25 protein-coding genes and 1 tRNA gene are annotated in these 20,617 nt (G+C 66.0%); 15 read left to right on the forward strand and 11 right to left on the reverse strand.

Going from position 1 to position 20,617, the window contains the following annotated elements; all coding sequences use genetic code 11:
• Positions 1-86: 86 nt before the first annotated feature.
• Positions 87-1,739, forward strand: a complete 1,653-nt coding sequence (locus WMC41_RS07195; RefSeq protein ID WP_244765798.1) for an acyl-CoA dehydrogenase family protein — start codon at positions 87-89, stop codon at positions 1,737-1,739.
• On the opposite strand, the gene WMC41_RS07200 is transcribed toward WMC41_RS07195, so the two are convergent.
• Positions 1,721-2,656, reverse strand: a complete 936-nt coding sequence (locus WMC41_RS07200) for an AEC family transporter (RefSeq protein ID WP_272805113.1) — start codon at positions 2,654-2,656, stop codon at positions 1,721-1,723. The two genes, WMC41_RS07195 and WMC41_RS07200, sit on opposite strands and share 19 nt — an antisense overlap.
• 208 nt (positions 2,657-2,864) lie before the next feature.
• On the opposite strand from WMC41_RS07200, the gene WMC41_RS07205 reads away from it, so the two are divergent.
• On the forward strand, positions 2,865-2,996 hold the full coding sequence (locus tag WMC41_RS07205) for a hypothetical protein (RefSeq protein WP_263193826.1): 132 nt from the start codon (positions 2,865-2,867) through the stop codon (positions 2,994-2,996).
• Positions 2,993-3,319, forward strand: coding sequence for a DUF6105 family protein (locus WMC41_RS07210; RefSeq protein WP_272805115.1), 327 nt, complete (start codon positions 2,993-2,995; stop codon positions 3,317-3,319). The genes WMC41_RS07205 and WMC41_RS07210 overlap by 4 nt, the downstream gene beginning before the upstream one ends.
• On the opposite strand, the gene ruvX is transcribed toward WMC41_RS07210, so the two are convergent.
• Both ruvX and WMC41_RS07220 read right to left on the reverse strand, forming a co-directional pair.
• Positions 3,265-3,750 (reverse strand): Holliday junction resolvase RuvX, encoded by a 486-nt coding sequence (ruvX, locus tag WMC41_RS07215; RefSeq protein ID WP_432347499.1) that lies wholly within the window; start codon positions 3,748-3,750, stop codon positions 3,265-3,267. The genes WMC41_RS07210 and ruvX overlap by 55 nt on opposite strands.
• A gap of 11 nt (positions 3,751-3,761) precedes the next feature.
• Complete coding sequence (locus WMC41_RS07220) at positions 3,762-4,058, reverse strand: alkylphosphonate utilization protein (protein ID WP_272805117.1); 297 nt, start codon at positions 4,056-4,058, stop codon at positions 3,762-3,764.
• A 117-nt stretch (positions 4,059-4,175) separates the two neighbouring features.
• Here WMC41_RS07220 and WMC41_RS07225 point away from each other — a divergent pair, with 117 nt between their 5' ends.
• From WMC41_RS07225 to WMC41_RS07255, 7 genes are all read left to right on the forward strand, one after another.
• The gene (locus WMC41_RS07225) at positions 4,176-4,880 is read left to right on the forward strand and encodes a metal-dependent hydrolase (RefSeq protein WP_288083090.1); all 705 of its coding nucleotides are present in this window, start codon (positions 4,176-4,178) and stop codon (positions 4,878-4,880) included.
• Positions 4,881-4,983: 103 nt separating this feature from the next.
• Positions 4,984-5,271 (forward strand): Asp-tRNA(Asn)/Glu-tRNA(Gln) amidotransferase subunit GatC, encoded by a 288-nt coding sequence (gene gatC / locus WMC41_RS07230; RefSeq protein WP_244765792.1) that lies wholly within the window; start codon positions 4,984-4,986, stop codon positions 5,269-5,271.
• 3 nt (positions 5,272-5,274) lie between these two features.
• Positions 5,275-5,739, forward strand: coding sequence for a GNAT family N-acetyltransferase (locus WMC41_RS07235; RefSeq protein ID WP_432347502.1), 465 nt, complete (start codon positions 5,275-5,277; stop codon positions 5,737-5,739).
• Positions 5,740-5,757: 18 nt separating this feature from the next.
• Positions 5,758-7,239 carry an Asp-tRNA(Asn)/Glu-tRNA(Gln) amidotransferase subunit GatA gene (gatA, locus tag WMC41_RS07240; protein ID WP_244765790.1) on the forward strand — a complete coding sequence of 494 codons (1,482 nt, stop codon included), beginning with the start codon at positions 5,758-5,760 and terminating at the stop codon, positions 7,237-7,239.
• Positions 7,240-7,496: 257 nt separating this feature from the next.
• Positions 7,497-7,570, forward strand: a tRNA-OTHER gene (locus tag WMC41_RS07245).
• A 484-nt stretch (positions 7,571-8,054) separates the two neighbouring features.
• Positions 8,055-9,200: a slipin family protein gene (locus WMC41_RS07250; RefSeq protein ID WP_432347504.1), complete on the forward strand. Its 1,146-nt coding sequence runs from the start codon at positions 8,055-8,057 to the stop codon at positions 9,198-9,200.
• A 143-nt stretch (positions 9,201-9,343) separates the two neighbouring features.
• Positions 9,344-9,856: a GNAT family N-acetyltransferase gene (locus WMC41_RS07255; protein ID WP_432348291.1), complete on the forward strand. Its 513-nt coding sequence runs from the start codon at positions 9,344-9,346 to the stop codon at positions 9,854-9,856.
• Positions 9,857-9,891: 35 nt separating this feature from the next.
• On the opposite strand, the gene WMC41_RS07260 is transcribed toward WMC41_RS07255, so the two are convergent.
• The 3 genes from WMC41_RS07260 to WMC41_RS07270 all read right to left on the reverse strand — a co-directional run bounded on the left by WMC41_RS07260 (position 9,892) and on the right by WMC41_RS07270 (position 11,772).
• The gene (locus WMC41_RS07260; protein WP_288083088.1) at positions 9,892-10,149 is read right to left on the reverse strand and encodes a YjhX family toxin; all 258 of its coding nucleotides are present in this window, start codon (positions 10,147-10,149) and stop codon (positions 9,892-9,894) included.
• Between the two features lie 190 nt (positions 10,150-10,339).
• Positions 10,340-11,242, reverse strand: coding sequence for an NAD(P)/FAD-dependent oxidoreductase (locus tag WMC41_RS07265; RefSeq protein ID WP_432347507.1), 903 nt, complete (start codon positions 11,240-11,242; stop codon positions 10,340-10,342).
• An 86-nt stretch (positions 11,243-11,328) separates the two neighbouring features.
• On the reverse strand, positions 11,329-11,772 hold the full coding sequence (locus tag WMC41_RS07270; protein WP_244765785.1) for an Rrf2 family transcriptional regulator: 444 nt from the start codon (positions 11,770-11,772) through the stop codon (positions 11,329-11,331).
• A 142-nt stretch (positions 11,773-11,914) separates the two neighbouring features.
• Here WMC41_RS07270 and gatB point away from each other — a divergent pair, with 142 nt between their 5' ends.
• The 4 genes from gatB to WMC41_RS07290 all read left to right on the forward strand — a co-directional run bounded on the left by gatB (position 11,915) and on the right by WMC41_RS07290 (position 15,157).
• Positions 11,915-13,417 carry an Asp-tRNA(Asn)/Glu-tRNA(Gln) amidotransferase subunit GatB gene (gatB, locus tag WMC41_RS07275; protein ID WP_272805126.1) on the forward strand — a complete coding sequence of 501 codons (1,503 nt, stop codon included), beginning with the start codon at positions 11,915-11,917 and terminating at the stop codon, positions 13,415-13,417.
• A 64-nt stretch (positions 13,418-13,481) separates the two neighbouring features.
• A complete protein-coding gene (locus WMC41_RS07280) occupies positions 13,482-13,982 on the forward strand; it encodes a GNAT family N-acetyltransferase (RefSeq protein ID WP_432347510.1) in 501 nt (166 codons plus the stop codon).
• Between the two features lie 153 nt (positions 13,983-14,135).
• The gene (locus WMC41_RS07285; RefSeq protein ID WP_064329820.1) at positions 14,136-14,531 is read left to right on the forward strand and encodes an NADH:ubiquinone oxidoreductase subunit NDUFA12; all 396 of its coding nucleotides are present in this window, start codon (positions 14,136-14,138) and stop codon (positions 14,529-14,531) included.
• 179 nt (positions 14,532-14,710) lie between these two features.
• Positions 14,711-15,157 carry a DUF2155 domain-containing protein gene (locus tag WMC41_RS07290; RefSeq protein ID WP_272805128.1) on the forward strand — a complete coding sequence of 149 codons (447 nt, stop codon included), beginning with the start codon at positions 14,711-14,713 and terminating at the stop codon, positions 15,155-15,157.
• Positions 15,158-15,388: 231 nt separating this feature from the next.
• On the opposite strand, the gene aat is transcribed toward WMC41_RS07290, so the two are convergent.
• The 5 genes from aat to WMC41_RS07315 all read right to left on the reverse strand — a co-directional run bounded on the left by aat (position 15,389) and on the right by WMC41_RS07315 (position 19,206).
• The gene (aat, locus tag WMC41_RS07295) at positions 15,389-16,003 is read right to left on the reverse strand and encodes a leucyl/phenylalanyl-tRNA--protein transferase (protein ID WP_244765781.1); all 615 of its coding nucleotides are present in this window, start codon (positions 16,001-16,003) and stop codon (positions 15,389-15,391) included.
• 12 nt (positions 16,004-16,015) lie between these two features.
• The gene (gene accC, locus WMC41_RS07300; protein ID WP_288083086.1) at positions 16,016-17,362 is read right to left on the reverse strand and encodes an acetyl-CoA carboxylase biotin carboxylase subunit; all 1,347 of its coding nucleotides are present in this window, start codon (positions 17,360-17,362) and stop codon (positions 16,016-16,018) included.
• Positions 17,363-17,372: 10 nt separating this feature from the next.
• The gene (gene accB, locus WMC41_RS07305; protein WP_244765779.1) at positions 17,373-17,840 is read right to left on the reverse strand and encodes an acetyl-CoA carboxylase biotin carboxyl carrier protein; all 468 of its coding nucleotides are present in this window, start codon (positions 17,838-17,840) and stop codon (positions 17,373-17,375) included.
• Between the two features lie 20 nt (positions 17,841-17,860).
• The gene (gene aroQ, locus WMC41_RS07310; RefSeq protein ID WP_244765778.1) at positions 17,861-18,298 is read right to left on the reverse strand and encodes a type II 3-dehydroquinate dehydratase; all 438 of its coding nucleotides are present in this window, start codon (positions 18,296-18,298) and stop codon (positions 17,861-17,863) included.
• 149 nt (positions 18,299-18,447) lie between these two features.
• A complete protein-coding gene (locus WMC41_RS07315; protein ID WP_244765777.1) occupies positions 18,448-19,206 on the reverse strand; it encodes a DsbA family protein in 759 nt (252 codons plus the stop codon).
• Between the two features lie 206 nt (positions 19,207-19,412).
• Between WMC41_RS07315 and WMC41_RS07320 the strand changes: the two genes are divergently transcribed.
• Complete coding sequence (locus tag WMC41_RS07320) at positions 19,413-20,564, forward strand: pyridoxal phosphate-dependent aminotransferase (protein WP_432347513.1); 1,152 nt, start codon at positions 19,413-19,415, stop codon at positions 20,562-20,564.
• Positions 20,565-20,617: the final 53 nt, after the last annotated feature.

A 20,617-nucleotide genomic window follows, 5' to 3' on the forward strand; every position in this document is an offset into this window, starting at 1 on the left:
GCATTCCCACGCTTTTGTGAAGCCCGGGGCGCCGGCAGCCGCAAGGCCCCGTTTCGCCCCGCCGCGACTTGGGCTAGAACCCGCTCATGACTCGCGACAAGACGACCGAACAGAAACTCGCCGATCTCAACCAGCCGCCGCTCTGGTCGGGCATCAACGCCTATCGCTCCGACCCGCTGCTGGTCGATGCCACCGACGCCATGCCCAAGGGGCTGCGCGACGAGTTCGACGCGATCGGCCGTTCCGTGACCTCGCCGGAAGCGCAGGAACTCGCCCGCATGGCGAACGAGGGCGTGCCGCAGCTGCGCACCCACGGCCCGCGCGGCGAGCGCCTCGACGTCGTCGACTACCACCCCGCCTGGCACGCGCTGATGCGTCGCTCCATGGCGAGCGGCCTGCATTCCTCGCTGTGGGAGAACGTGCCGGACGAGAAGGGCAGGGCGCACAAGGCGCGCGCGGTGCGCTTCTACCTCACCGCCCAGCTCGAATGCGGCCATCTCTGCCCGCTGACCATGACGAGCGCCTCGGTCGCGGCCCTCTCCGTCTCGCCGCAGGTGCAGCGCGAATGGGGGCGAAAAATCCTGTCGCGCAAGTATGACAGCACCAACAAGCCCGCCATGCAGAAGAGCGCCGTCACCATCGGCATGGGCATGACGGAAAAGCAGGGCGGCACGGATGTGCGCGCCAACACCTCCACCGCCGAGCGCGTCGGGGAGGGCATCTACCGGCTCTCCGGCCACAAGTGGTTCATGTCGGCGCCGATGAGCGACGGTTTCGTCATGCTCGCCCAGACGCGCGAGGGCGTCGGCTGCTTCCTCGTGCCGCGCCTCCTGGAGGACGGCTCCAGCAACGGCCTGCGCTTCCAGCGCCTGAAGGACAAGGTCGGCAACCGCTCCAACGCCTCGTCCGAGGTCGAGTTCTCCGAAACCTTCGGCTTCCTGCTCGGCACGCCCGATGCCGGCATCCGCACCATCCTCGACATGGTGACGCTGACGCGGCTCGACTGCGCGCTGGCCTCCTCCGGCATCATGCGCGCCTCGCTCGCAGAAGCCGTGCACCATACGCGCGGCCGCACCGTCTTCGGCAAGCCGCTGGTCGCCCAGCCGATCATGACGCGCGTGCTTGCCGACATGGCGCTCGACGTCGCGGCCGCGACCGCGCTTTCCCTGCGCCTGGCGGAGGCGTTCGACAAGGCGCGCGACAGCGCCGAGGACGCCGCCTATGCCCGCATCATGACGCCGGTGACGAAATACTGGTGCTGCAAGATCGCGCCCGCCCTCATCTACGAGGCGATGGAGTGCATCGGCGGCAGCGGCTATGTCGAGGAGCGGCCGATCGCCCGGCATTACCGGGAGGCGCCGGTCAACGCGATCTGGGAAGGCTCGGGCAATGTCATGGCGCTCGACCTGATGCGCGTCATCGGCCGGGGCAGGGACCTGTTCGAGATGCTGTTCGCCGGGCTCGCCCGCGATCTCGGCCCGGCCGGCAAGAAGACGGCCGACGTGCTGCGCGCGGCGCTGTCGCTCTGCGAGCGCGACGAGGGGGCGGCCCGCATGCTGGTCGAGCAGCTGGCGCTTGCCGCCGCCGCGGCCGAGCTCTACCGCGCCGGTGCCGGCCGTATCGCCGATGCCTTCCTCGAGACGCGCCTCGCCTCGGGCTGGCGCTCGACCTACGGCATGCTCGATTCGCGCTTCGATTCGGCCTATATCGTCGACCTGCTCTATCCGCCGGCAAGGTAGGCGGTTGCAGCCAGCACGACCGGGATCGTGAAGAACGAGGCGATCGTCTGCAGCGTGGCGACGGCGGCATAGAGCGGCGCGTCGCCGCCCATCTGCTTGGCCAGCACATAGCCGTTCATCGCCGTCGGCACGCTCGCTCCCATGGCGATCGTCAGCAGCGGTTCGCCGCGCATGCCGAGGACATAGGCGGCCGCCGTCATGACCAGCGGCATGAACACGAGCTTCAAGGCGACCGGCAGCAGCGCCAGCGGCCGGGGTTTCAGCGCATCGGCAAGCTTCAGCCCGGCGCCGACCATGATCAGGCCGAGGCTGAGCGAGGTGCCGGCGACGAGTTCCGCCGCTTGCATCAGCGGCGCGTAGACCGGGATTTCCAGAAGGTTGATGGTGACGCCGAGCACCGAGCCGATGATCATCGGATTGGTGACGATTTTCTGCGCGAATGTCCTGAGGCTGCGCGTGCCGCCGCCGAACCAGACGAGAATGCCGATATTGTAGAGGTTGATCGGGATGATGATCAGCGTGGCGACCAGCGCCACCAGCGCAAGGCTTTCCGGCCCGTAGAGCTTTTCGGCGATGGCAAGCGCGATGAAGGCGTTCCAGCGCGTCGAGGTCTGGTAGACCGAGGTATAGGCGGCGCCCGAGACGCCGGCGGCGCGAAAGAGCGGCCAGGCGAGCGCCAGCAGCAGCGCGATGAAGCTCAGCGAGCCGATGGAGCCGAGCGCCACGCTGCCGGCGGCGATGCCGGAAAACTCGGCCTTGGCGAGCGTCGTGAAGAGCAGGCAGGGAAAGAGCACGAAGAAGCCGAGCTGCTCGAGCCCGTTCCACATGTCGCGATCGATCAGCCGCCAGCGCTTGAGAAAAACCCCCAGCACGACGAGCAGGAAGACGGGAAGGATGCTTTCGAAGATGGCGAGCATGGCAACCGGGCGGGCGAGGGATGGTCGCTGCTCATTCCACGCCTTGCGCGGGCTTGCAAGGCTCACCTCCGGCGGGACCCGTGTGGAAATTAACCTTAATGACGGGTTTACATTGCGCGAACAGGGTTAACGGGTGAAGGTGTCGTTTACCTGGTGTTAACCATGTGAGCGAGTGCAGCCTATGGCCAGAACGGCCCGGATTTCGGTCATGACGACCCTGTTTTGTTTTGCGGCGGTGGATATCGTCGTTCCGCTTCTCGTCATCGCCGCGGGCGTGGCGGCCAGCGAGATCGTCTTTGCGGCCGGCGACCTTCTCGCACCGAAGAGGAGGGCGGCATGAAGTGGTTCCTGATTCTCTGGGCCGGCCCCATCGCGCTGCTCGGCAGCTGGTACGGGCTTTCCTATTACGACATGAGCTTCGGCTTCTTCATGCTGACGCGCGATGCGCATGACTTGGTGTTCCAGATCTACGGCCATATCCTCGGCATTCCGCCGGAGGACCTGCCGCCGCTGGTGCTGCGCGCCATCATCGTCGACAGCTTCCTCGTGCTCGGCATCATCGCCTTCCGGCGCCGCGGGAAGATTGCCGCCTGGTGGCAGGCCCGCCGTCAGTCCGCGCCCGCCGCCCTTGCCAGCGACGAGAGCCTGTCCAGCGCGCCCTGAAGGATGAAGGAGGCGGCGGCCGAATCGATGCGTTCGGCCCGCTTCCTGCGCGACACGTCCATCTCGATCAGCGTGCGTTCCGCCGCCACCGTCGACAGCCGCTCGTCCCAGAAGACGAAGGGAATGTCGGTCTTCTCGGCCATGGAGCGCACGAAGGCGCGTGTCGCCTGGACGCGCGGCCCGGCGCTGCCGTCCATGTTCATCGGCAGGCCGATGACGAAGGCGGCGACCTTCTCCTTGGCCGCGAAGGCCAGCAGCACCTCGGCATCCCGGGTGAACTTCACGCGTTTCAGCACCGGCCGCGGCGTCGCCAGCCGCCGGCCGAGATCGGAGACCGAAAGCCCGATGGTCTTCGTGCCGAGGTCGAGGCCGGCGATCGGCTGGCCGGGCGCGAGCGTTTCGGCCAGTTCTTCCAGTGTCAGCGTTGCCATGAAGGACCCTCTCAGCGCTTGCGCACGAATTCCGTGCGCAGGACCAGGCCCTTGATGGCTTCATGCCGGCAGTCGATCTCCTCCGGATTGTCGGTGAGGCGGATCGACTTGATCACCGTGCCCTGCTTCAGCGTCTGGCCGGCGCCCTTCACCTTCAGGTCCTTGATGAGCACGACCGAATCGCCGTCGGCAAGCACGGTGCCGCTGGCATCGCGCACCTGGTTCTGTGCCGCCTTCTCCGCGGCGATTTCGGATGCCGGCCGCCATTCGCCGGTCGCTTCGTCATAGATATAGTCGTCGTCGCTCATGGCGGCTCCTTGCATGTTGCTCCATCTTCAAGGCCACGCTTATAACGATCCGGCGATGGATGGAAACGGCCTTCGCCGGTTCTGTATTGCGCCAAGGACCCCAACGGGAGAACAAGCATGAAAATCACCTGGCTCGGCCACTCCGCCTTCCGGATCGAAACGGCGAAAGCCAGGATCCTGATCGATCCGTTCTTCACCGGCAATCCGGCCTTCGACGAGGCGACCCGCAAGGACGCCGTGGCGGGCCTTACCCATATCCTGCTGACCCACGGTCATGGCGACCATGTCGGCGATACGATCGGGATCGCGAAGGAGACCGGCGCGACCGTGCTCGCCAATGCGGACCTTGCCGCCTGGCTCGGCGCCAAGGGCGTGGAAAAGGTCGACATGGGCAATACCGGCGGCACCGTGCAGTTCGACGGTTTCTCGACCACCTTCGTCAATGCGCTGCATTCCTCCGCGCAGATCACCGAGGACGGCGTCTCCCATTCGCTCGGCAATGCCAACGGCCTCGTTCTGCATTTCGAGGACGAGCCGACGCTCTATCACATGGGCGACACCGACATCTTCTCCGACATGGCGCTGATCAACGAGCTGCACCAGCCGGAAATCGGCCTCGTGCCGATCGGCGACCGCTTCACCATGGGCGGTGCTGTCGCGGCGCTCGCCTGCCAGCGCTTCTTCACGTTCGACACGGTCATCCCCTGCCACTACGGCTCCTTCGGCCTGCTGGCGCCGACGGCGGATCTTTTCGTCAAGGCTATGGACGGTGCTTCGGCGAAGATCGAGGTGCCGGGCGTCGGCAGCGTGGTCTCGCGCTGAGCGGCCGAAAACGGGCGAGGGGGCGTGGAAGGGGCCATTCCCCCGTTGCGCCCCTTGGGCTTGGTCAGTATAGCGGGTAGAAATTTCTGAGCGGAGACCACCCATGTCCGTAGATCTAGCCACCGTGAAGCGCGTCGCGCGCCTTGCCCGCATCGCCGTCAGCGAGGAAGAGGCAAACCGCATGACCGGCGAGCTGAACGGCATCCTCGGCTTTGTCGAGCAGCTGTCCGAAGTCGATGTCGACGGCGTCGAGCCGATGACCTCCGTCACGCCGATGGAAATGAAGAAGCGCCAGGACGTCGTCAACGACGGCAACAAGGCGGATGCCATCGTCGCCAATGCGCCGGCCTCCGAGCGCAACTTCTTCCAGGTTCCGAAGGTGGTGGAGTAGTCCTTGGCCGTCACCCTCGCCATCGAGAGCCCGCTTGACGATGAGGTTCGCGCGCTGGTCGCGGAGCTGAACGCCTTCCTGCTCGCGCTTTCGCCGCCGGAGGCCTGCTACCACCTGACCGTCGAGCAGATGGCCGAACCGACCGTGACGGTCTGGATCGCCCGCGACGAGGGCACCGTCGTCGGCTGCGGCGCGCTGAAGCGCCATTCCGCGGCGGTGGGCGAGGTGAAGCGCATGTTCACCCGGCCGGACTGGCAGGGGCAGGGCATCGGCCGGCGCATCCTTGGTGAGATCCAGGCCGCCGCCGAACGGGAAGGGCTGGAAACGCTCGTGCTCGAAACCGGCGACCGCCATCCGGCCGCCTGGGCGATCTACGAGAAGGCGGGCTTTACCCGCTGCGGCCCCGTGCTCGACTACCCGGATTCACCCTATTCCATATTCTATCAAAAGCAGCTTCGCGCTGCCTGACCCGAAGTGACCGCACCCATGACCGATCTGACCCGCCTGACCATTGCCGAAGCCCGCGAAAAGCTCGGCGCCAAGGAGATCACCGCCGTCGAGCTGACGGATGCCTATCTCGGCGCGATCGAGGCGGCGAACCCGACGATCAACGCCTATGTCGCCGTGACGCCGGAAAAGGCGCGCGACATGGCGAAGGCCTCCGACACCCGCATCGCAGCCGGCAAGGCCGGCGCGCTGGAGGGCATCCCGCTCGGCATCAAGGACCTGTTCGCCACCGAGGGCGTGCACACCCAGGCCTGCAGCCACATCCTCGACGGCTTCAAGCCCAGATACGAATCGACCGTCACCCAGAACCTCTGGAACGACGGCGCCGTCATGCTCGGCAAATTGAACATGGACGAGTTCGCCATGGGCTCCTCCAACGAGAGCTCCTATTACGGCGCGGTCAAGAACCCGTGGCGGGCGAAGGGCTCCAATGCCGACCTGGTGCCGGGCGGCTCGTCCGGCGGCTCGGCGGCGGCCGTCGCCGCGTTCCTGTGCGCCGGCGCGACGGCGACGGATACCGGCGGCTCCATCCGCCAGCCCGCCGCCTTCACCGGCACCGTCGGCATCAAGCCGACCTATGGCCGCTGCTCGCGCTGGGGCATCGTCGCCTTCGCCTCCTCGCTCGACCAGGCGGGCCCCATCGCCCGCGACGTGCGCGATGCGGCGATCCTGCTGAAGTCCATGGCGAGCGTCGATGCCAAGGACACCACCTCCGTCGACCTGCCGGTGCCGGATTACGAAGCCGCGCTCGGCCAGTCGCTGAAGGGCATGCGCATCGGCATTCCGCGCGAATACCGCGTCGAAGGCATGCCGGAGGAGATCGAGGCGCTCTGGCAGCAGGGCATCGCCTGGCTGAAGGAGGCCGGCGCCGAGGTCGTCGACATTTCCCTGCCGCACACGAAATACGCGCTGCCGGCCTACTACATCGTGGCGCCCGCCGAGGCCTCGTCGAACCTTGCCCGCTATGACGGCGTGCGCTACGGCCTGCGCGTCGACGGCAAGGACATCGTCGATATGTACGAGAAGACCCGCGCGGCCGGCTTCGGCCAGGAGGTCAAGCGCCGTATCATGATCGGCACCTATGTGCTGTCGGCCGGCTACTACGACGCCTACTACCTCCAGGCGCAGAAGGTCCGCACGCTGATCAAGCGCGACTTCGAGCTCGCCTTCAATGCCGGCGTCGACGCGATCCTGACGCCCGCGACGCCGTCCTCCGCCTTCGGCATCGCCGACGAGGAGCTCGCATCCGATCCCGTCAAGATGTACCTGCAGGACATCTTCACCGTCACGGTGAACATGGCGGGCCTGCCGGGCCTTTCCGTGCCCGCCGGTCTCGACCACAAGGGCCTGCCCCTCAGCCTCCAGCTCATCGGCAAGCCCTTCGAGGAGGACGTCCTCTTCAAGACCGCGCATGTCATCGAGAAGGCAGCCGGCCGCTTCACGCCGGCCAAGTGGTGGTAAGGGGGCTTTCAGCTCCCTCATCCGCAGCCGCGGGCTCGCGGTTTCGATCGCCCGATCGTGTCGTAACGGCAACACCTGCCGTTACGACAGGCGCGCCCGCGCCTTTTTCGCTTGATCCTTCCCGAAGTCGAGAATAAACGCGCCCTCCCGGTCGTTCAGCCGGTGCGGATGTCAACGGATGGAGTTTTTCCGCTCCTCCCGCGCGCGGCGGCCCTGCCGTCGTCGTGTACGGATGCCGCGCCGAGAAGACTGGTATTGCGGACCTAGCTCAGTGGCAGAGCACCGGACATTCCTCCGGAGGTCGCGGGTTCGATTCCCGTTGTCTGCTCCATTGGATAGCTCAGTGGTAGAGCATCAGACTGTTACTCTGACTGTGGAAGGTTCGAATCCTTCTCCAAACAGCCTTCCAAGCTGTCTTACATCCGGTCCGGGGACCGGACTGCGGACGGCGGACCGCAAGCGGGCCGAAAGGCGCACATGCGGAAAGCCCGACGCCGGACGTCTGCGGTCCGGTTCGCGGTGATGGTCAAGCCGCCTTCCGGCCGGCAAGGGCGCTGTGGCGCCCGCGCCCGCCGAAGGGCCGCGCGATCCTCTCCCGAAAACCCGCCGCCGGTGGCCGTCAGCCGGTTCCCGGATCATGCCTGTTGAAAGATACCCCGCCCGCAGGTTCCCCGGGCGATCCGGGTTTCCTCGGGAACTGGCAAGGGAAGCGAAGCCTGCTTTGGTTCGCCACATCCCGCCGCCGATGCCAATCGAAACCAACGACGAAAGGACGATCGGTTCATGACGTAGCGTATGACCGAAGGAGCAGAACGATGACGATATTTCTCGATAGGATCCTGGGGCGCAAGCGCGTCCTCGTGAAGGCAAACGAACGGGTGCTCGCCCTCTACAGGGGAGAGATCCTCGGCATTTTCGGCGCGGGCGAACACACCCTGCCGAACCGCCGCGGCATGCTGGAGCTGGAGCGTCACGACGTGAACCGGCCGGCCTTCGTCTCGGCCTACGAGAAGCCGTTGTTCGACAGGCTCCCGGAGGTCGCGCAGCGCGAGCTGACGGTCTTTCGCACGAACGCCCGCGAGGTGGCCGTCGTCGAGCGCGACAGCGAGCTCCACGCGGTTCTTGCGCCGAACCAGAAGCTTACGGTCTGGAACGCGGCAGGCCCGTGGACCGAAACGCGCGTCGATCTTGCCGGCGGGCTCGATGTCGATCCGGAGCTGATGCGCCGGCTGACGCGGGCGCGCCGCCTGGAACTCGTCACGGCCTTCATGGTCAATGACGGGCAGGTCGGCCTGCTGACCGTCGACGGGACGCACCAGCGCATGCTGGAGCCGGGCCTCCACGCCTTCTGGAACGTCGGCCGGACGATCCAGGTGCGCGTGGTCGACCTCAAGCGCCAGTCGCTCGACGTCACCGGTCAGGAGCTGCTCACCCGCGACAAGGTCACGATCCGGGTGAACATCGCTGCCGAATACCGCGTCGTCGAGCCGCTGAAGGCCGTGTCGGAGGTCAAGGACTTCGCGGATGCCCTCTACCGGGCGCTGCAGTTCGCCTTCCGCCAGACGCTCGGCACGCTGACGCTCGACCAGATCCTCGAACGCAAGGTGACGGTCCATGCGGAGGCGGCCGAGAAGGTCCGCGCCGACATGGCGGCGATCGGGGTCGAGGTCTCGGCCATCGAGCTCAAGGACGTGATCCTGCCGGGCGAGATGCGCGACATCCTCAACCAGGTCGTCGCCGCGGAAAAGCAGGCCGAGGCCAATGTCATCCGCCGCCGCGAGGAAACGAATGCCACCCGTTCACTCCTCAACACGGCGAAGGTGATGGCGGAGAACCCGGTCATGCTGCGGCTGAAGGAGCTGGAGGCGCTGGAGGCCATCGCCGGCAAGGTCGAGCGCCTGACCATCCACAACGGGACGGTGGGCCTGATGAACGACCTCGTGCAGCTCCGCGACAAGTAGGGGATCGCCCGGCCGGAAGGCCGGGCGGTTCCGTTTGTGCCGGCATTCGCCCCTTTCTCCCCATCATCTCCGTGGATAGCCGTGCGCCTCCCTCGCCAAGCCTTTCCGGCGGTGCTTTCATGGCACCGGAAAGGACCGCCCGCATGATCGCCGTTCGCAATGCCCGTGAGGACGATGTTCCGGCTCTCGTCGAAATCGGCGTCCGGGCCTGGGAACAGGCCGTCGTCGGGGTCGCCGACCTCCAGGTGCGGCGCGACTATGCCCGCAATGCCTTCCAGCAGTTCCTCGCCCGCCACTGGCTGCGGGTGAGCGTCGCCGAAATCGAGGGCTGGCCGGCGGGATGGGCGTCGCGCGAGGCGCTGGACGACGAGATCAGCGACCTCTGGATCGATCCGCCGCAGCAGAAGAAGGGGCTCGGCGCCGCCTTGCTCGCCGCCATGGAGGCGGAGATCGTCGCGGCGGGCTTCGAGGCGGCGCGCCTGCAGACGCATGCCCGCAACTCGGTGGCCGTCGGCTTCTTCCAGAAGCACGGCTATAGCGTGAACTGGCTGTCCATCGACTATTCGGAACGGCTCGACCGCGACGTCGAATCGGTCGGCCTGCGCCGGCAGCTCGTCGCGGACGCGCCGGCCGGCTACGGGCCGGGCGGGTTCTGAGGGGGAGGCGGGCTTTCGCCGCGCCTCCCGCCGGTTCACTGGTTGTCCTGCTGGGAACGCACCAGCTCCAGGCCGCGCTGCGTGATGCGGTAGGGCCTGCCGCCGGAGGAGGCGATGCACCGCCGGCGTTTCAGCTTGCGGAAGAGGTCGATGTCGAGGCCGCTTGCCCGCCAGCCGTCCCGCGTGATGCAGACGACCGTCATGATCTTCCGGTTGTCGTCTTTTTCGATGTCGATCCTGCCGCCCTGGGCGAGCAGGTGGAGAATGCGCTGTTCGGCGCGCGAAATGTCCATTGTCTTGAGAATCCGTCCGGCGTTCGAATGAACGCGAAAAAACGTTCCGCCACCCGGAAGTGGCAGTGCTCATCGTTTTTCCAGACCCTGCGCGCAAGCTTAGCGGGCAGGGTCCTCAGCAGGTCTCAGACGAGTTGGACATCAAAACTCCATTTGCGGATGCCCGGAATAGCCGGGGCATCCGCAAAGGTCAATGTGCCGGCCAGATCAGGGAGTGATGCAGGAAGACGGCGGTCTTCACCCCGTTGGCTGCGGCGAGCGAGATGTTCGCCGGCCCGAGCGCGATGTCGCCGGCCGCATAGAGGCCGGGCAGGGAGGTCTGGCCGGTGTCGTCGGTGTGGAGGATGTTGCCGATCGGCGTCTCCTTCAGCGTCAGGCCGCGCTCGGCCGGAATGGCGCTCCGCACCCGTGCCTCCGGCATCACGAAGAGCGCCTTGACGAGGGTCGGGATGCCCGGCCCCGTCTCGACGGACAACATGCCGTCCGGCCCGTCGGCGATGGCGGTGACGCGGCCCGGCCGGAGCTTCACATTGCGCTCGGCGAGCACGGCAAGGGCCGCATCGTCCGGTTCCGGCGCCATGTTGGTGAAGAGCGTGACATTGCCCCAGTCGGCGACCACCGCCGCAAAGCGCGCCGCCTCGGCCGTGCGCGCCAGGACGCCGACCGGGCCGCCGCCGACCTCGTAGCCATGGCAATAGGGGCAATGCAGCACGGTCTTGCCCCACCGTTCGGCAAGGCCGGGGATCGCCGGCAACTGGTCCTCGAAGCCGGTGGCAAGCAGCACGCGGCGCGCCTCGATCCGCCCGCCGTCGCCGGCGACGACGGAGAAGGCGTCCTTCTCGCCCTCCAGCCGCTCGGCCGGCACGTCGCGGAAGGTGACGGTCCCGTAGGCGGCAAGCTGCCAGCGGGCATCGGCGAGGATGTCGCGGCCCGGCCGGCCGTCCTGGGCGAGGAAGCCGTGCGAATGGGCGGCGAAGCGGTTGCGCGGCTCGCCGGTGTCGAGAATGGTGATGCGGCGGCGGGCGCGGGCGAGCTGCAGGGCGGCGGAAAGGCCGGCAAAGCCCCCGCCGATGATGATGGCATCTTCGGTCATGGTTCATCCTTTCTTTGGAACGTGCGGCATCGCGCGCCCGAGGGGTCTCGGTCGTTCGATGCAGGGTATCGGGAGGGCGTTCCCGCTTAGCCGGTATCGGCCCGGCAGTGTTTCGCCGCCACCCGGAAATCGGCGGCGAGGTCTGCCAGCGTCGTGCCGGCGAAGCGCGCCATCAGGATCGCCTCGGCATCCTTCAGCGCCTCGCCGATCACCCGGTTGACGGATTGCTCCACAACGCAGCCCGGCATCTCCGTCGCCGGACCAATCTGGAAGACGATGGGCTCGCCGAGCGCGTTGTAGATGTCGAGCAGCGAGATGTCGGCGAGCGGCCGGGCAAAATGCCAGCCGCCGCCATGGCCGCGGCCGGACTGCACGATGCCGGCCTCGCGAAGGCCTGCCATGGTGCGCCGGACGACGACGGCGTTGGTGTCGAGGCAGAGCGCAAGGTCGTCCGAGGTCATCGGCGCCTCGCGCTCGGCCATGTGCATGAGGGCGTGAAGCACGGCGGAAAGGCGGCTGTTTCTTTTCATGTAACAATAATAGTTACGAATCGTCCTGCCTGTCAACCGGCGGCCGGGGGAAGAGGGGCCGGATATGCGGCAAAGCCTTGCACCGGCCGGCCATATGTTCTACCGAGGCAGGCAAATCCGAGGCTTTCGCAAAGAGCATCCCATGACCATCGTCGACGTCCGCACCCCCGATCCGAAACGCTTGATCCCCGGCGCCACCGGCGACTGGGAGGTCATCATCGGCATGGAGGTGCACGCCCAGGTCCTGTCGAATTCCAAGCTCTTCTCCGGCGCCTCCACCGAATTCGGCAAGGCGCCGAACGCCAACGTCTCGCTCGTCGATGCCGCCATGCCGGGCATGCTGCCGGTCATCAACGAGGAATGCGTCAAGCAGGCCGTGCGCACCGGCCTCGGCCTGAAGGCCGAGATCAACCACCGCTCGATCTTCGACCGCAAGAACTACTTCTATCCGGACCTGCCGCAGGGCTACCAGATCTCCCAGTTCAAGGACCCGATCGTCGGCGAGGGCAAGATCACGATCTCGCTCGGGCCCGACCGCCAGGGCAATTTCGAGGATATCGAGATCGGCATCGAGCGCCTGCACCTGGAGCAGGATGCCGGCAAGTCGATGCACGACCAGCATCCGACCATGTCCTATGTCGACCTCAACCGTTCGGGCGTCGCGCTGATGGAGATCGTCTCCAAGCCGGACATGCGCTCGTCGGACGAGGCGAAGGCCTATATGACGAAGCTGCGCTCCATCGTGCGCTATCTCGGCACCTGCGACGGCAACATGGACGAAGGCTCCATGCGCGCCGACGTCAACGTCTCCGTGCGCCGTCCGGGCGAGCCTTTCGGCACGCGCTGCGAGATCAAGAACGTCAACTCCATCCGCTTCATCGGCCAGGCGATCGAATACGAAGCCCGCCGCCAGATCGGCATCCTGGAGGACGGCGGCACCATCGACCAGGAAACCCGTCTCTTCGACCCGGGCAAGGGCGAGACGCGCTCCATGCGCTCGAAGGAAGACGCGCACGACTACCGCTATTTCCCCGATCCGGACCTCCTGCCGCTGGAATTCGACAACGAATTCGTCGGCAAGCTGCTCGCCGGCCTGCCGGAACTGCCCGACGACAAGAAGATCCGCTTTGTCAAGGATCTCGGCCTGTCCGTCTACGACGCCTCGGTGCTCGTCTCGGAAAAGGCGATCGCCGATTATTACGAGGCCGTGGCCGCCGGCCGCGACGGCAAGATCGCCGCCAACTGGGTCATCAACGACCTGCTGGGCGCCTTGAACAAAGCCGGCAAAGCCATTGAAGAGACTCCGGTTTCACCCGCACAGCTTGGACAGATCATCGATCTCATCAAGGACGGCACGATTTCCGGCAAGATCGCCAAGGACCTCTTCGAGATCGTCTGGAACGAGGGCGGCAACCCGGCCGAGATCGTCGAGACGCGCGGCCTGAAGCAGGTGACGGATACCGGCGCCATCGAGAAGGCCGTCGACGAGATCATCGCCGCCAACCCGGACCAGGTCGAGAAGGTGAAGGCCAAGCCCACGCTTGCCGGCTGGTTCGTCGGCCAGGTGATGAAGGCGACGGGCGGCAAGGCCAACCCGCAGGCGGTGCAGGCCCTCGTCAAGGCCAAGCTCGGCATCGAGGACTGAAGCAGTTCCAGAAAAGGTGTGAAGCGGTTTCCGTCGGAATCGCTTCAAAGCAAAGGAATTTTCCATGTTCTTCGTCCGCACGGCCTCCGAGCGCGATCTGGCGAAGGTCAGCGCGCTCCTGGCCGAGACGTGGCATGCCACCTATGACGTGCTCTACGGCGCCGACAAGGTGAACGAGATCACCGCGCGCTGGCATTCCGTGCCGGCGCTGAAAGCCCGGCTGGAGCGCAAGGACAGCGAGTTCGTCGTCGCCGACAACGGCAAGGAGCTTGCCGGCATGGGGTATGCGGCCATGACGAAGGATCGGCCGAAGGCGGCGTTCCTGCACCAGCTCTACGTGCTGCCGCGCTACCAGCGCCAGGGCATCGGCCGCGACATGTTCGCCGAGCTCGAGACCTGCTTCCCGGATGCCAGCACCATGCTCCTGGAGGTCGATCCGCGCAACGAGGCTGCGGTCGCCTTCTACCAGGAGCACGGCTTTGCCAAGGTGGGCGAGGCGCGGCATACGGCGGACGCGATCTCCGGCGTGCCACTGGATGTCTACGAGAAGCCGCTCGGCGGCTGACCCGCGGCGAAAAGCCGTGGGCGAAGGGACGGGAATCGCTGGACATTCCGGTGCTCTCGCGCCATAAGCGGAGGAAAGATCGCCCGCTTTCCGCGGGCGGCCCAACAGTCTCGGGCCGCGCTTCCGGCACGGCCCTGCCAAGGACGCCAGCCCATGAACCTTCTCAAGCAGATCTTCACCTGGTGGAACGGTCAGACGATCGGCACCCGCTTCCACACCTGGCGCTTCGGCACCCGGGTCGGCCAGGACGAATTCGGCAATGTCTATTACCAGGGCGGCAAGGATTCCGAAGGTCGCACGCGCCGCTGGGTGATCTACAACGGTTATGCGGAAGCCTCGGCCATTCCCGCGGGCTGGCATGGCTGGATGCACCACCGCACCGACGTTTCCCCGGCCGACGAGACGTACCAGGCCCGCGAGTGGGAAAAGCCGCACCGCCAGAACCCGACCGGCACCGCCCAGGCCTACCGTCCGCCGGGCTCGCTCGCCGCCGCCGGCGAACGTCCGCGCGTGACGGGCGATTACGATGCCTGGACGCCGGGCAACTGATACCGATTTGGCCACATTTCGCCGCTAGAGCAATTCCAGCAGAAGTCGCGAAGCGGTTTTGCGCCCGGAATTGCGTTAAAACAAAGAGTTAGAGTGCTTTGGTTTTTCGAGGAGAAGCCAAAGCACTCTAACTCCAAGCGACCGGCGCGGGCCGGAGCGGTTCGCAGGAGACGGCATTCATGACATCAGGGTTTTTCTCGGCAAACGCCGGACGGCGGTTCCTTGTCGCCGCGCTTGCTGTGGCCGCTGGGCTGATGCCCGTGGCCGCCGAGGCTGCCCGCATCGAGAACCCGGTCGCCGTCTTCTCGGGCATCGACAAGATCACCGGCCGCATCACCAATTTCGACGTCTATCTCGGCGAGACCGTGCAGTTCGGCGCGCTCCAGGTGACCCCGAAGGTCTGCTACAGCCGCGACGACACCGAGGCGCAGAAGGTGACCTCCTTCGTCGAGGTCGACGAGATCACGCTCGACCGCAAGATCCGCCGCATCTTCACCGGCTGGATGTTCGCCGACAGCCCCGGCCTCAACGCCGTCGAGCACCCCGTCTATGACGTGTGGCTGACCGAGTGCAAGGCAAAGTCCGACGTGCCGCCGCCGGAAGATTCCGAAGCGAAGGCGCAGTAAGGCGCTTTCCACGAACGTTGCGTCTGCCGCTGTGGATCCTCGAGTCAAGCCCGAGGATGACGGAGGGGAGGAAACGGCTTCCTCCCATCGAACGGTTCGGCATGCAGCACCGCAACGATGCGGCATCGAGCGGTGCGGCATACCGGGTGGCTGCTTTGTCGCTGACTTCCCTTCTTCCGTCATCCTCGGGCTTGACTCGAGGATCCACGACCCGCAGCGCCACCTCTCCGTTCAAAACGGCAGATGCGGCGAGGCCAAGGCGTTCGCCAGCATGTCCTCGTACTCGATCTTCGGCACGTCGATCGCGCCGAACGTCTTCAGGTGCTCTGTGGTGAACTGCGTGTCGAGCAGCCGGAAGCCGCGCGCCTTCAGCCGTTCGACGAGGTAGACGAGACAGATCTTCGACGCATCCGTCCGCCGCGAGAACATGCTCTCGCCGAAGAAGGCGGCACCGAGCGAGACGCCGTAGAGGCCGCCGACGAGGTTTTCCCCCTCCCACGCTTCGACCGAATGGGCGTGGCCCATGCGGTGCAGGGTGCCGTAGAGCGACTTGATCTTGGCGTTGATCCAAGTGGAAGGCCGATCGGGCGCGGCCGCCGCGCATGACGCGAGCACGGCGTCGAAGGCGGTGTCGAAGCGGATGTCGAAGGGCTTCTTGCGGATCGTCTTGGCAAGGCTGCGCGAGACGTGGAACTCATCGAGCGGGATGACCCCCCGCATGTCCGGCTCGACCCAGAACAGTTCCGGGTCGTCGGCCGAATCGGCCATCGGGAAGAGCCCGATGGAATAGGCGCGCAGAAGCAGGTCCGGGGTGATTTCCGGGTGCCGGCTGCGTCGCCCTGCCATGACCGACGCCCCTCAGGCGTCGGTTTTGCTGGCCAGATAATTCTCCAGCCAGTGGATGTCGTAGTCGCCGTTGGCGATGTCCTGGTTACCGATCAGGTCCTGGAAGAGCGGCAGCGTCGTCTTGATGCCGTCGATGACGAACTCGTCTAGCACGCGGCGCAGGCGCATCATGCATTCGACGCGGGTGCGGCCGTGCACGATGAGCTTGCCGATCAGGCTGTCGTAGTAGGGCGGGATTTTATAGCCCTGATAGGCGCCCGAATCGACGCGCACGCCAAGGCCGCCCGGCGCGTGGAAATGCGTGATCGTGCCCGGCGAGGGAACGAAGGTGCGCGGGTCCTCCGCATTGATGCGGCACTCGATGGCATGGCCGGAAAAGACGATGTCTTCCTGGGTCACCGACAGGCCGGCGCCGGAGGCGACGCGGATCTGCTCGTGCACGAGGTCGATGCCGGTGATGGCCTCGGTGATCGGATGCTCCACCTGCAGGCGGGTGTTCATCTCGATGAAATAGAACTCGCCGTTCTCGTAGAGGAACTCGATCGTGCCGGCGCCGCGGTATTTCAGCTTCTTCATGGCGTCGGCGCAGACCTGGCCGATCTTCATGCGCTGCTCGACATTGAGGGCGGGGGAATTGGCCTCTTCCCAGACCTTCTGGTGGCGGCGCTGCAGCGAGCAGTCGCGTTCGCCGAGATGCACGGCATTGCCCATGCCGTCGCCAACGACCTGGATTTCGATATGGCGCGGCTTGCCGAGATACTTTTCCATGTAGACGGCGTCGTTGCCGAAGGCGGCGAGCGCCTCGGAGCGGGCCGTGGAGACGGCTTCGTCAAGATCCGCCTCGGATCTGGCGACCTTCATGCCGCGGCCGCCGCCGCCGGCGGTGGCCTTGATGAGCACGGGAAAGCCGATCTTGCGGGCGACTTCCAGCGCGTTCTCCGGCTTGACCTCGCCGTCGGAGCCGGGAACGACCGGGATGCCGAGTTCCTGCGCCGTCTGCTTGGCGGTGATCTTGTCGCCCATGATGCGGATGTGCTCCGCCGTCGGGCCGATGAATGTGATGCCGTGCGCGTCGAGGATTTCCGCGAACTTGGCGTTTTCCGACAGGAAGCCGTAGCCCGGATGCACGGCGTCGGCGCCGGTGATCTCGCAGGCCGCGACGATCTGGTGGATGTTCAGGTAGCTCTCGCGCGACGGGGGCGGGCCGATGCACACGCTCTCGTCGGCGAGGCGCACATGCATGGCGTCGGCATCCGCCGTCGAATGCACGGCGACCGTGGCGATGCCGAGCTCCTTGCAGGCCCGAAGGACCCGAAGGGCGATTTCGCCGCGGTTGGCAATGAGGACTTTGGAGATCATGGGGGCCGCCTTATTCGATGACGATCAGCGGTTCGCCGTATTCGACCGGGCTTGCATCCGAGACGAGGATTTCGGTGACCTTGCCGGAGCGCGGCGCCGGGATCTGGTTCATCGTCTTCATGGCTTCGATGATGAGGATGGTCTGGCCTTCCTTGACGCTCGCGCCGACCTCGATGAAGGGACGGGCGCCCGGGGCGGGCGAGAGATAGGCCGTGCCGACCATCGGGGCGGTGACGGCGTTCTTGTTGCTGCGCGCATCGGCGATCGGAGCGGCGGCGACCGCGGCCACGGCAGGCGCGGCGAAGGCGGGGGCCGGGGCGGCGATGGGCGCCTGGACGAATTGCGGCGTGCCGGCGCGCGAGACGCGGATGCGCAGATCGTCCTGCTCCACTTCGATTTCGGTGAGATCCGTCTCGTTGAGGATGTTGGCGAGATCGCGGATCAGCGCCTGATCGATGCCGTTTTTCTTGTCAGACATGGAAGAGCCTCTTGTTTTTCTTATTTCGTGATGGACGAAAGCGCGTGAAGCGCGAGGATGTAGCTGTGCGCGCCGAAACCGCAGATGACGCCCTTGACGGCGGGCGCGATCATCGACGTGTGGCGGAATTCTTCGCGGGCATGCACATTGGAAAGGTGCAGTTCGACCACCGGGATGCTGACGGCGCGGATGGCGTCGTGCAGGGCGATCGAGGTGTGGGTGTAGGCACCGGCATTGATGGCGACGCCGGCGGCGGTATCGCCGGCCTCGTGGATCCAGTCGACCAGGTCGCCTTCATGGTTGGACTGGCGGAAGTCGACGGCAAAGCCCAGCTTCTCGCCCTCGGCCTGGCAGAGCGCCGCGATATCCGCAAGCGTATGCCCGCCATAGATGCCGGGTTCACGTTTGCCGAGGGCGTTCAGGTTGGGGCCGTTGAGCACGAAAAGAGTGGATGCCATTCGCAATTCCGCATGCTGGATAGACAATTACCTATAGACCGGCGGTTTCCACAGGGAAAGCCCCAAGGGCAGGGGCTTTGCCGGTCGAACGGGGCGATGTCCACAAGCAGCGCCGGCTGAACACGACCGGCATGGCAGGAAGATGGCGTTCAGCAGGTCGCCTTGCCGCAGGCCCGGACATTGGCGATCTTTTCACGCAGGTCGCCCGCACCGACCGCACCGAACACCATCTCCTGCCCGAGCACGTAGGAAGGCGTGCCGGTGATGCCGAGCTCGTTGGCCAGCGAATAGGCTTCGCGCACGGCGTCGTCATGCGGCTTGTCGGCCATGGTCTTGCGGACATCCGCCTCGGCAAGGCCCATCGTCGCGGCAAGAGCGATCGCGCTTTCTTCCGTTGCACGGCCCTCGTTGCCCAGCAGCGCGCGGTGGAATTCGCCGTATTTTTCCGGCGCGAGGTCGCGCACGGCGGCACTGACCTTATGGGCGGCAAGCGAATCGGGGCCGAGGATCGGCAGTTCCTTCAGCACGAAGCGGACATTCTTGTCCTCCTCCAGGATCTCGTCCATGTCGGAGAGCGCGCGCTTGCAGTAGCCGCAATTGTAGTCGAAGAACTCGACGATGGTGACGTCGCCCTTCGGGTTGCCGAGCGCGATGTCGTAGGGCGAGGAGAAGATCGCCTTTTCGTTGTCGGTGATGGCGCCCTGGGCCTTCGCCTGCTGCTGCGCCTCCTGCTTCTTCTGCAGGGCTTCCTGCACGTCGAGCAGGATCTCCGGGTTCTCGACAAGGTATTCCTTGATGAAGTCGCCGATTTCCTTCTTCTGTGCATCGTCGAGGGCAAGGGCGGGCAGGGGGGCTGCGACCGAAAGGGCAAGGGCTACGGTGGCCGCGAGCTTCGTCTTGAATGTCATGTCTTTCCTGTCCTCGTCGTGATGCGTCGGAGAAGTGCCATTGGCGGCCCTGCACGTCAATGCGGGCCGCGGCGCTTTCAACGACCTTATGGTCGGGCAGGGGCAAACGATAGGGTAAAAGCGGCGGATTTTCGGCCCTCGCGGGATTGTGAAGACGGGCAACTTGCGGCAGGAAGACGCGACCCGAAGAACCGGAAGGCAGTCCCATGAAACTCTCCCGCCGCGGCGCCGTCGAACCCTTTCACGCCATGGATGTGCTGGCCGAGGCGACGAAGCGCCGTGCCGCCGGCCGGCCGGTGATTTCCATGGCCGTCGGCCAGCCCGTGCATCCTGCCCCGGAGGCGGCGCGAGACGCGGCCCGCCGCGCGCTCGATGTCGGCCGCATCGGCTATACGGATGCGCTCGGCCTGCTTTCGCTGCGCCGCGCCATCTCCGGTTTTTACCGGCGCCATCACGGCGTTTCCGTCGATCCGGGCCGAATCGCCGTCACGACGGGCTCGTCGGCCGGCTTCAACCTCGCCTTCCTGGCGCTGTTCGATGCCGGCGACCGCGTCGCCATCGCGCGGCCCGGCTACCCCGCCTATCGCAACATCCTCGCCGCGCTCGGCATCGAGACGGTGGAGATCGAGGTGAACGCGGAGAACGGCTTCACGCTGACGCCGGCAGCGCTGGAAGCGGCCGCCGCCGCCCATGGCCGCATCGACGGCGTGCTGCTTGCCAGCCCCGCCAATCCGACCGGCACGGTGACCGGCCGCGCCAACCTTGTCGCGCTTTCCGCCTATTGCCGGGACAACGGCATCGCCTTCATCTCGGACGAGATCTATCACGGTCTCACCTTCGTCGGCGAGGAGGCGACGGCGCTGGAATTCGGCGAGGAGGCGGTCATCATCAACTCCTTCTCGAAATACTATTGCATGACCGGCTGGCGCATCGGCTGGATGGTGCTGCCGGAGGCGCTGGTGCGCCCGGTCGAGCGCATCGCGCAGAGCCTCTACATCTCCGCGCCGGAGCTTTCGCAGATCGCGGCGGAGGCCGCGCTCGGGGCGGAGGCGGAGCTCAACGTCTACCGCGACGCCTACAGGGCGAACCGCGATTTCCTGGTGAAACGCCTGCCGGAGATCGGCTTTGCCGTCGCCTCGCCGATGGACGGCGCCTTCTACGCCTATGTGGATGTCAGCCGCTTCACCAATGACAGCATGGCCTTCGCCCGGCGCATGCTCGCCGAAACCGACGTCGCGGCGACGCCCGGCGCCGATTTCGACCCGCGGGACGGGCACCACACGATGCGCTTCTCCTATGCCGGCTCCTTCGAGGAGATGCGCGAGGCGGTCGACCGCCTCGCGCGCTGGCTCGCCTGAAACGGGGAAAATGATACCGTTTCAGGCGCTTGTGACGGGAAGCGGAATCACTC

The organism is Shinella yambaruensis (assembly GCF_050859155.1).
GTDB lineage: Bacteria > Pseudomonadota > Alphaproteobacteria > Rhizobiales > Rhizobiaceae > Shinella > Shinella yambaruensis.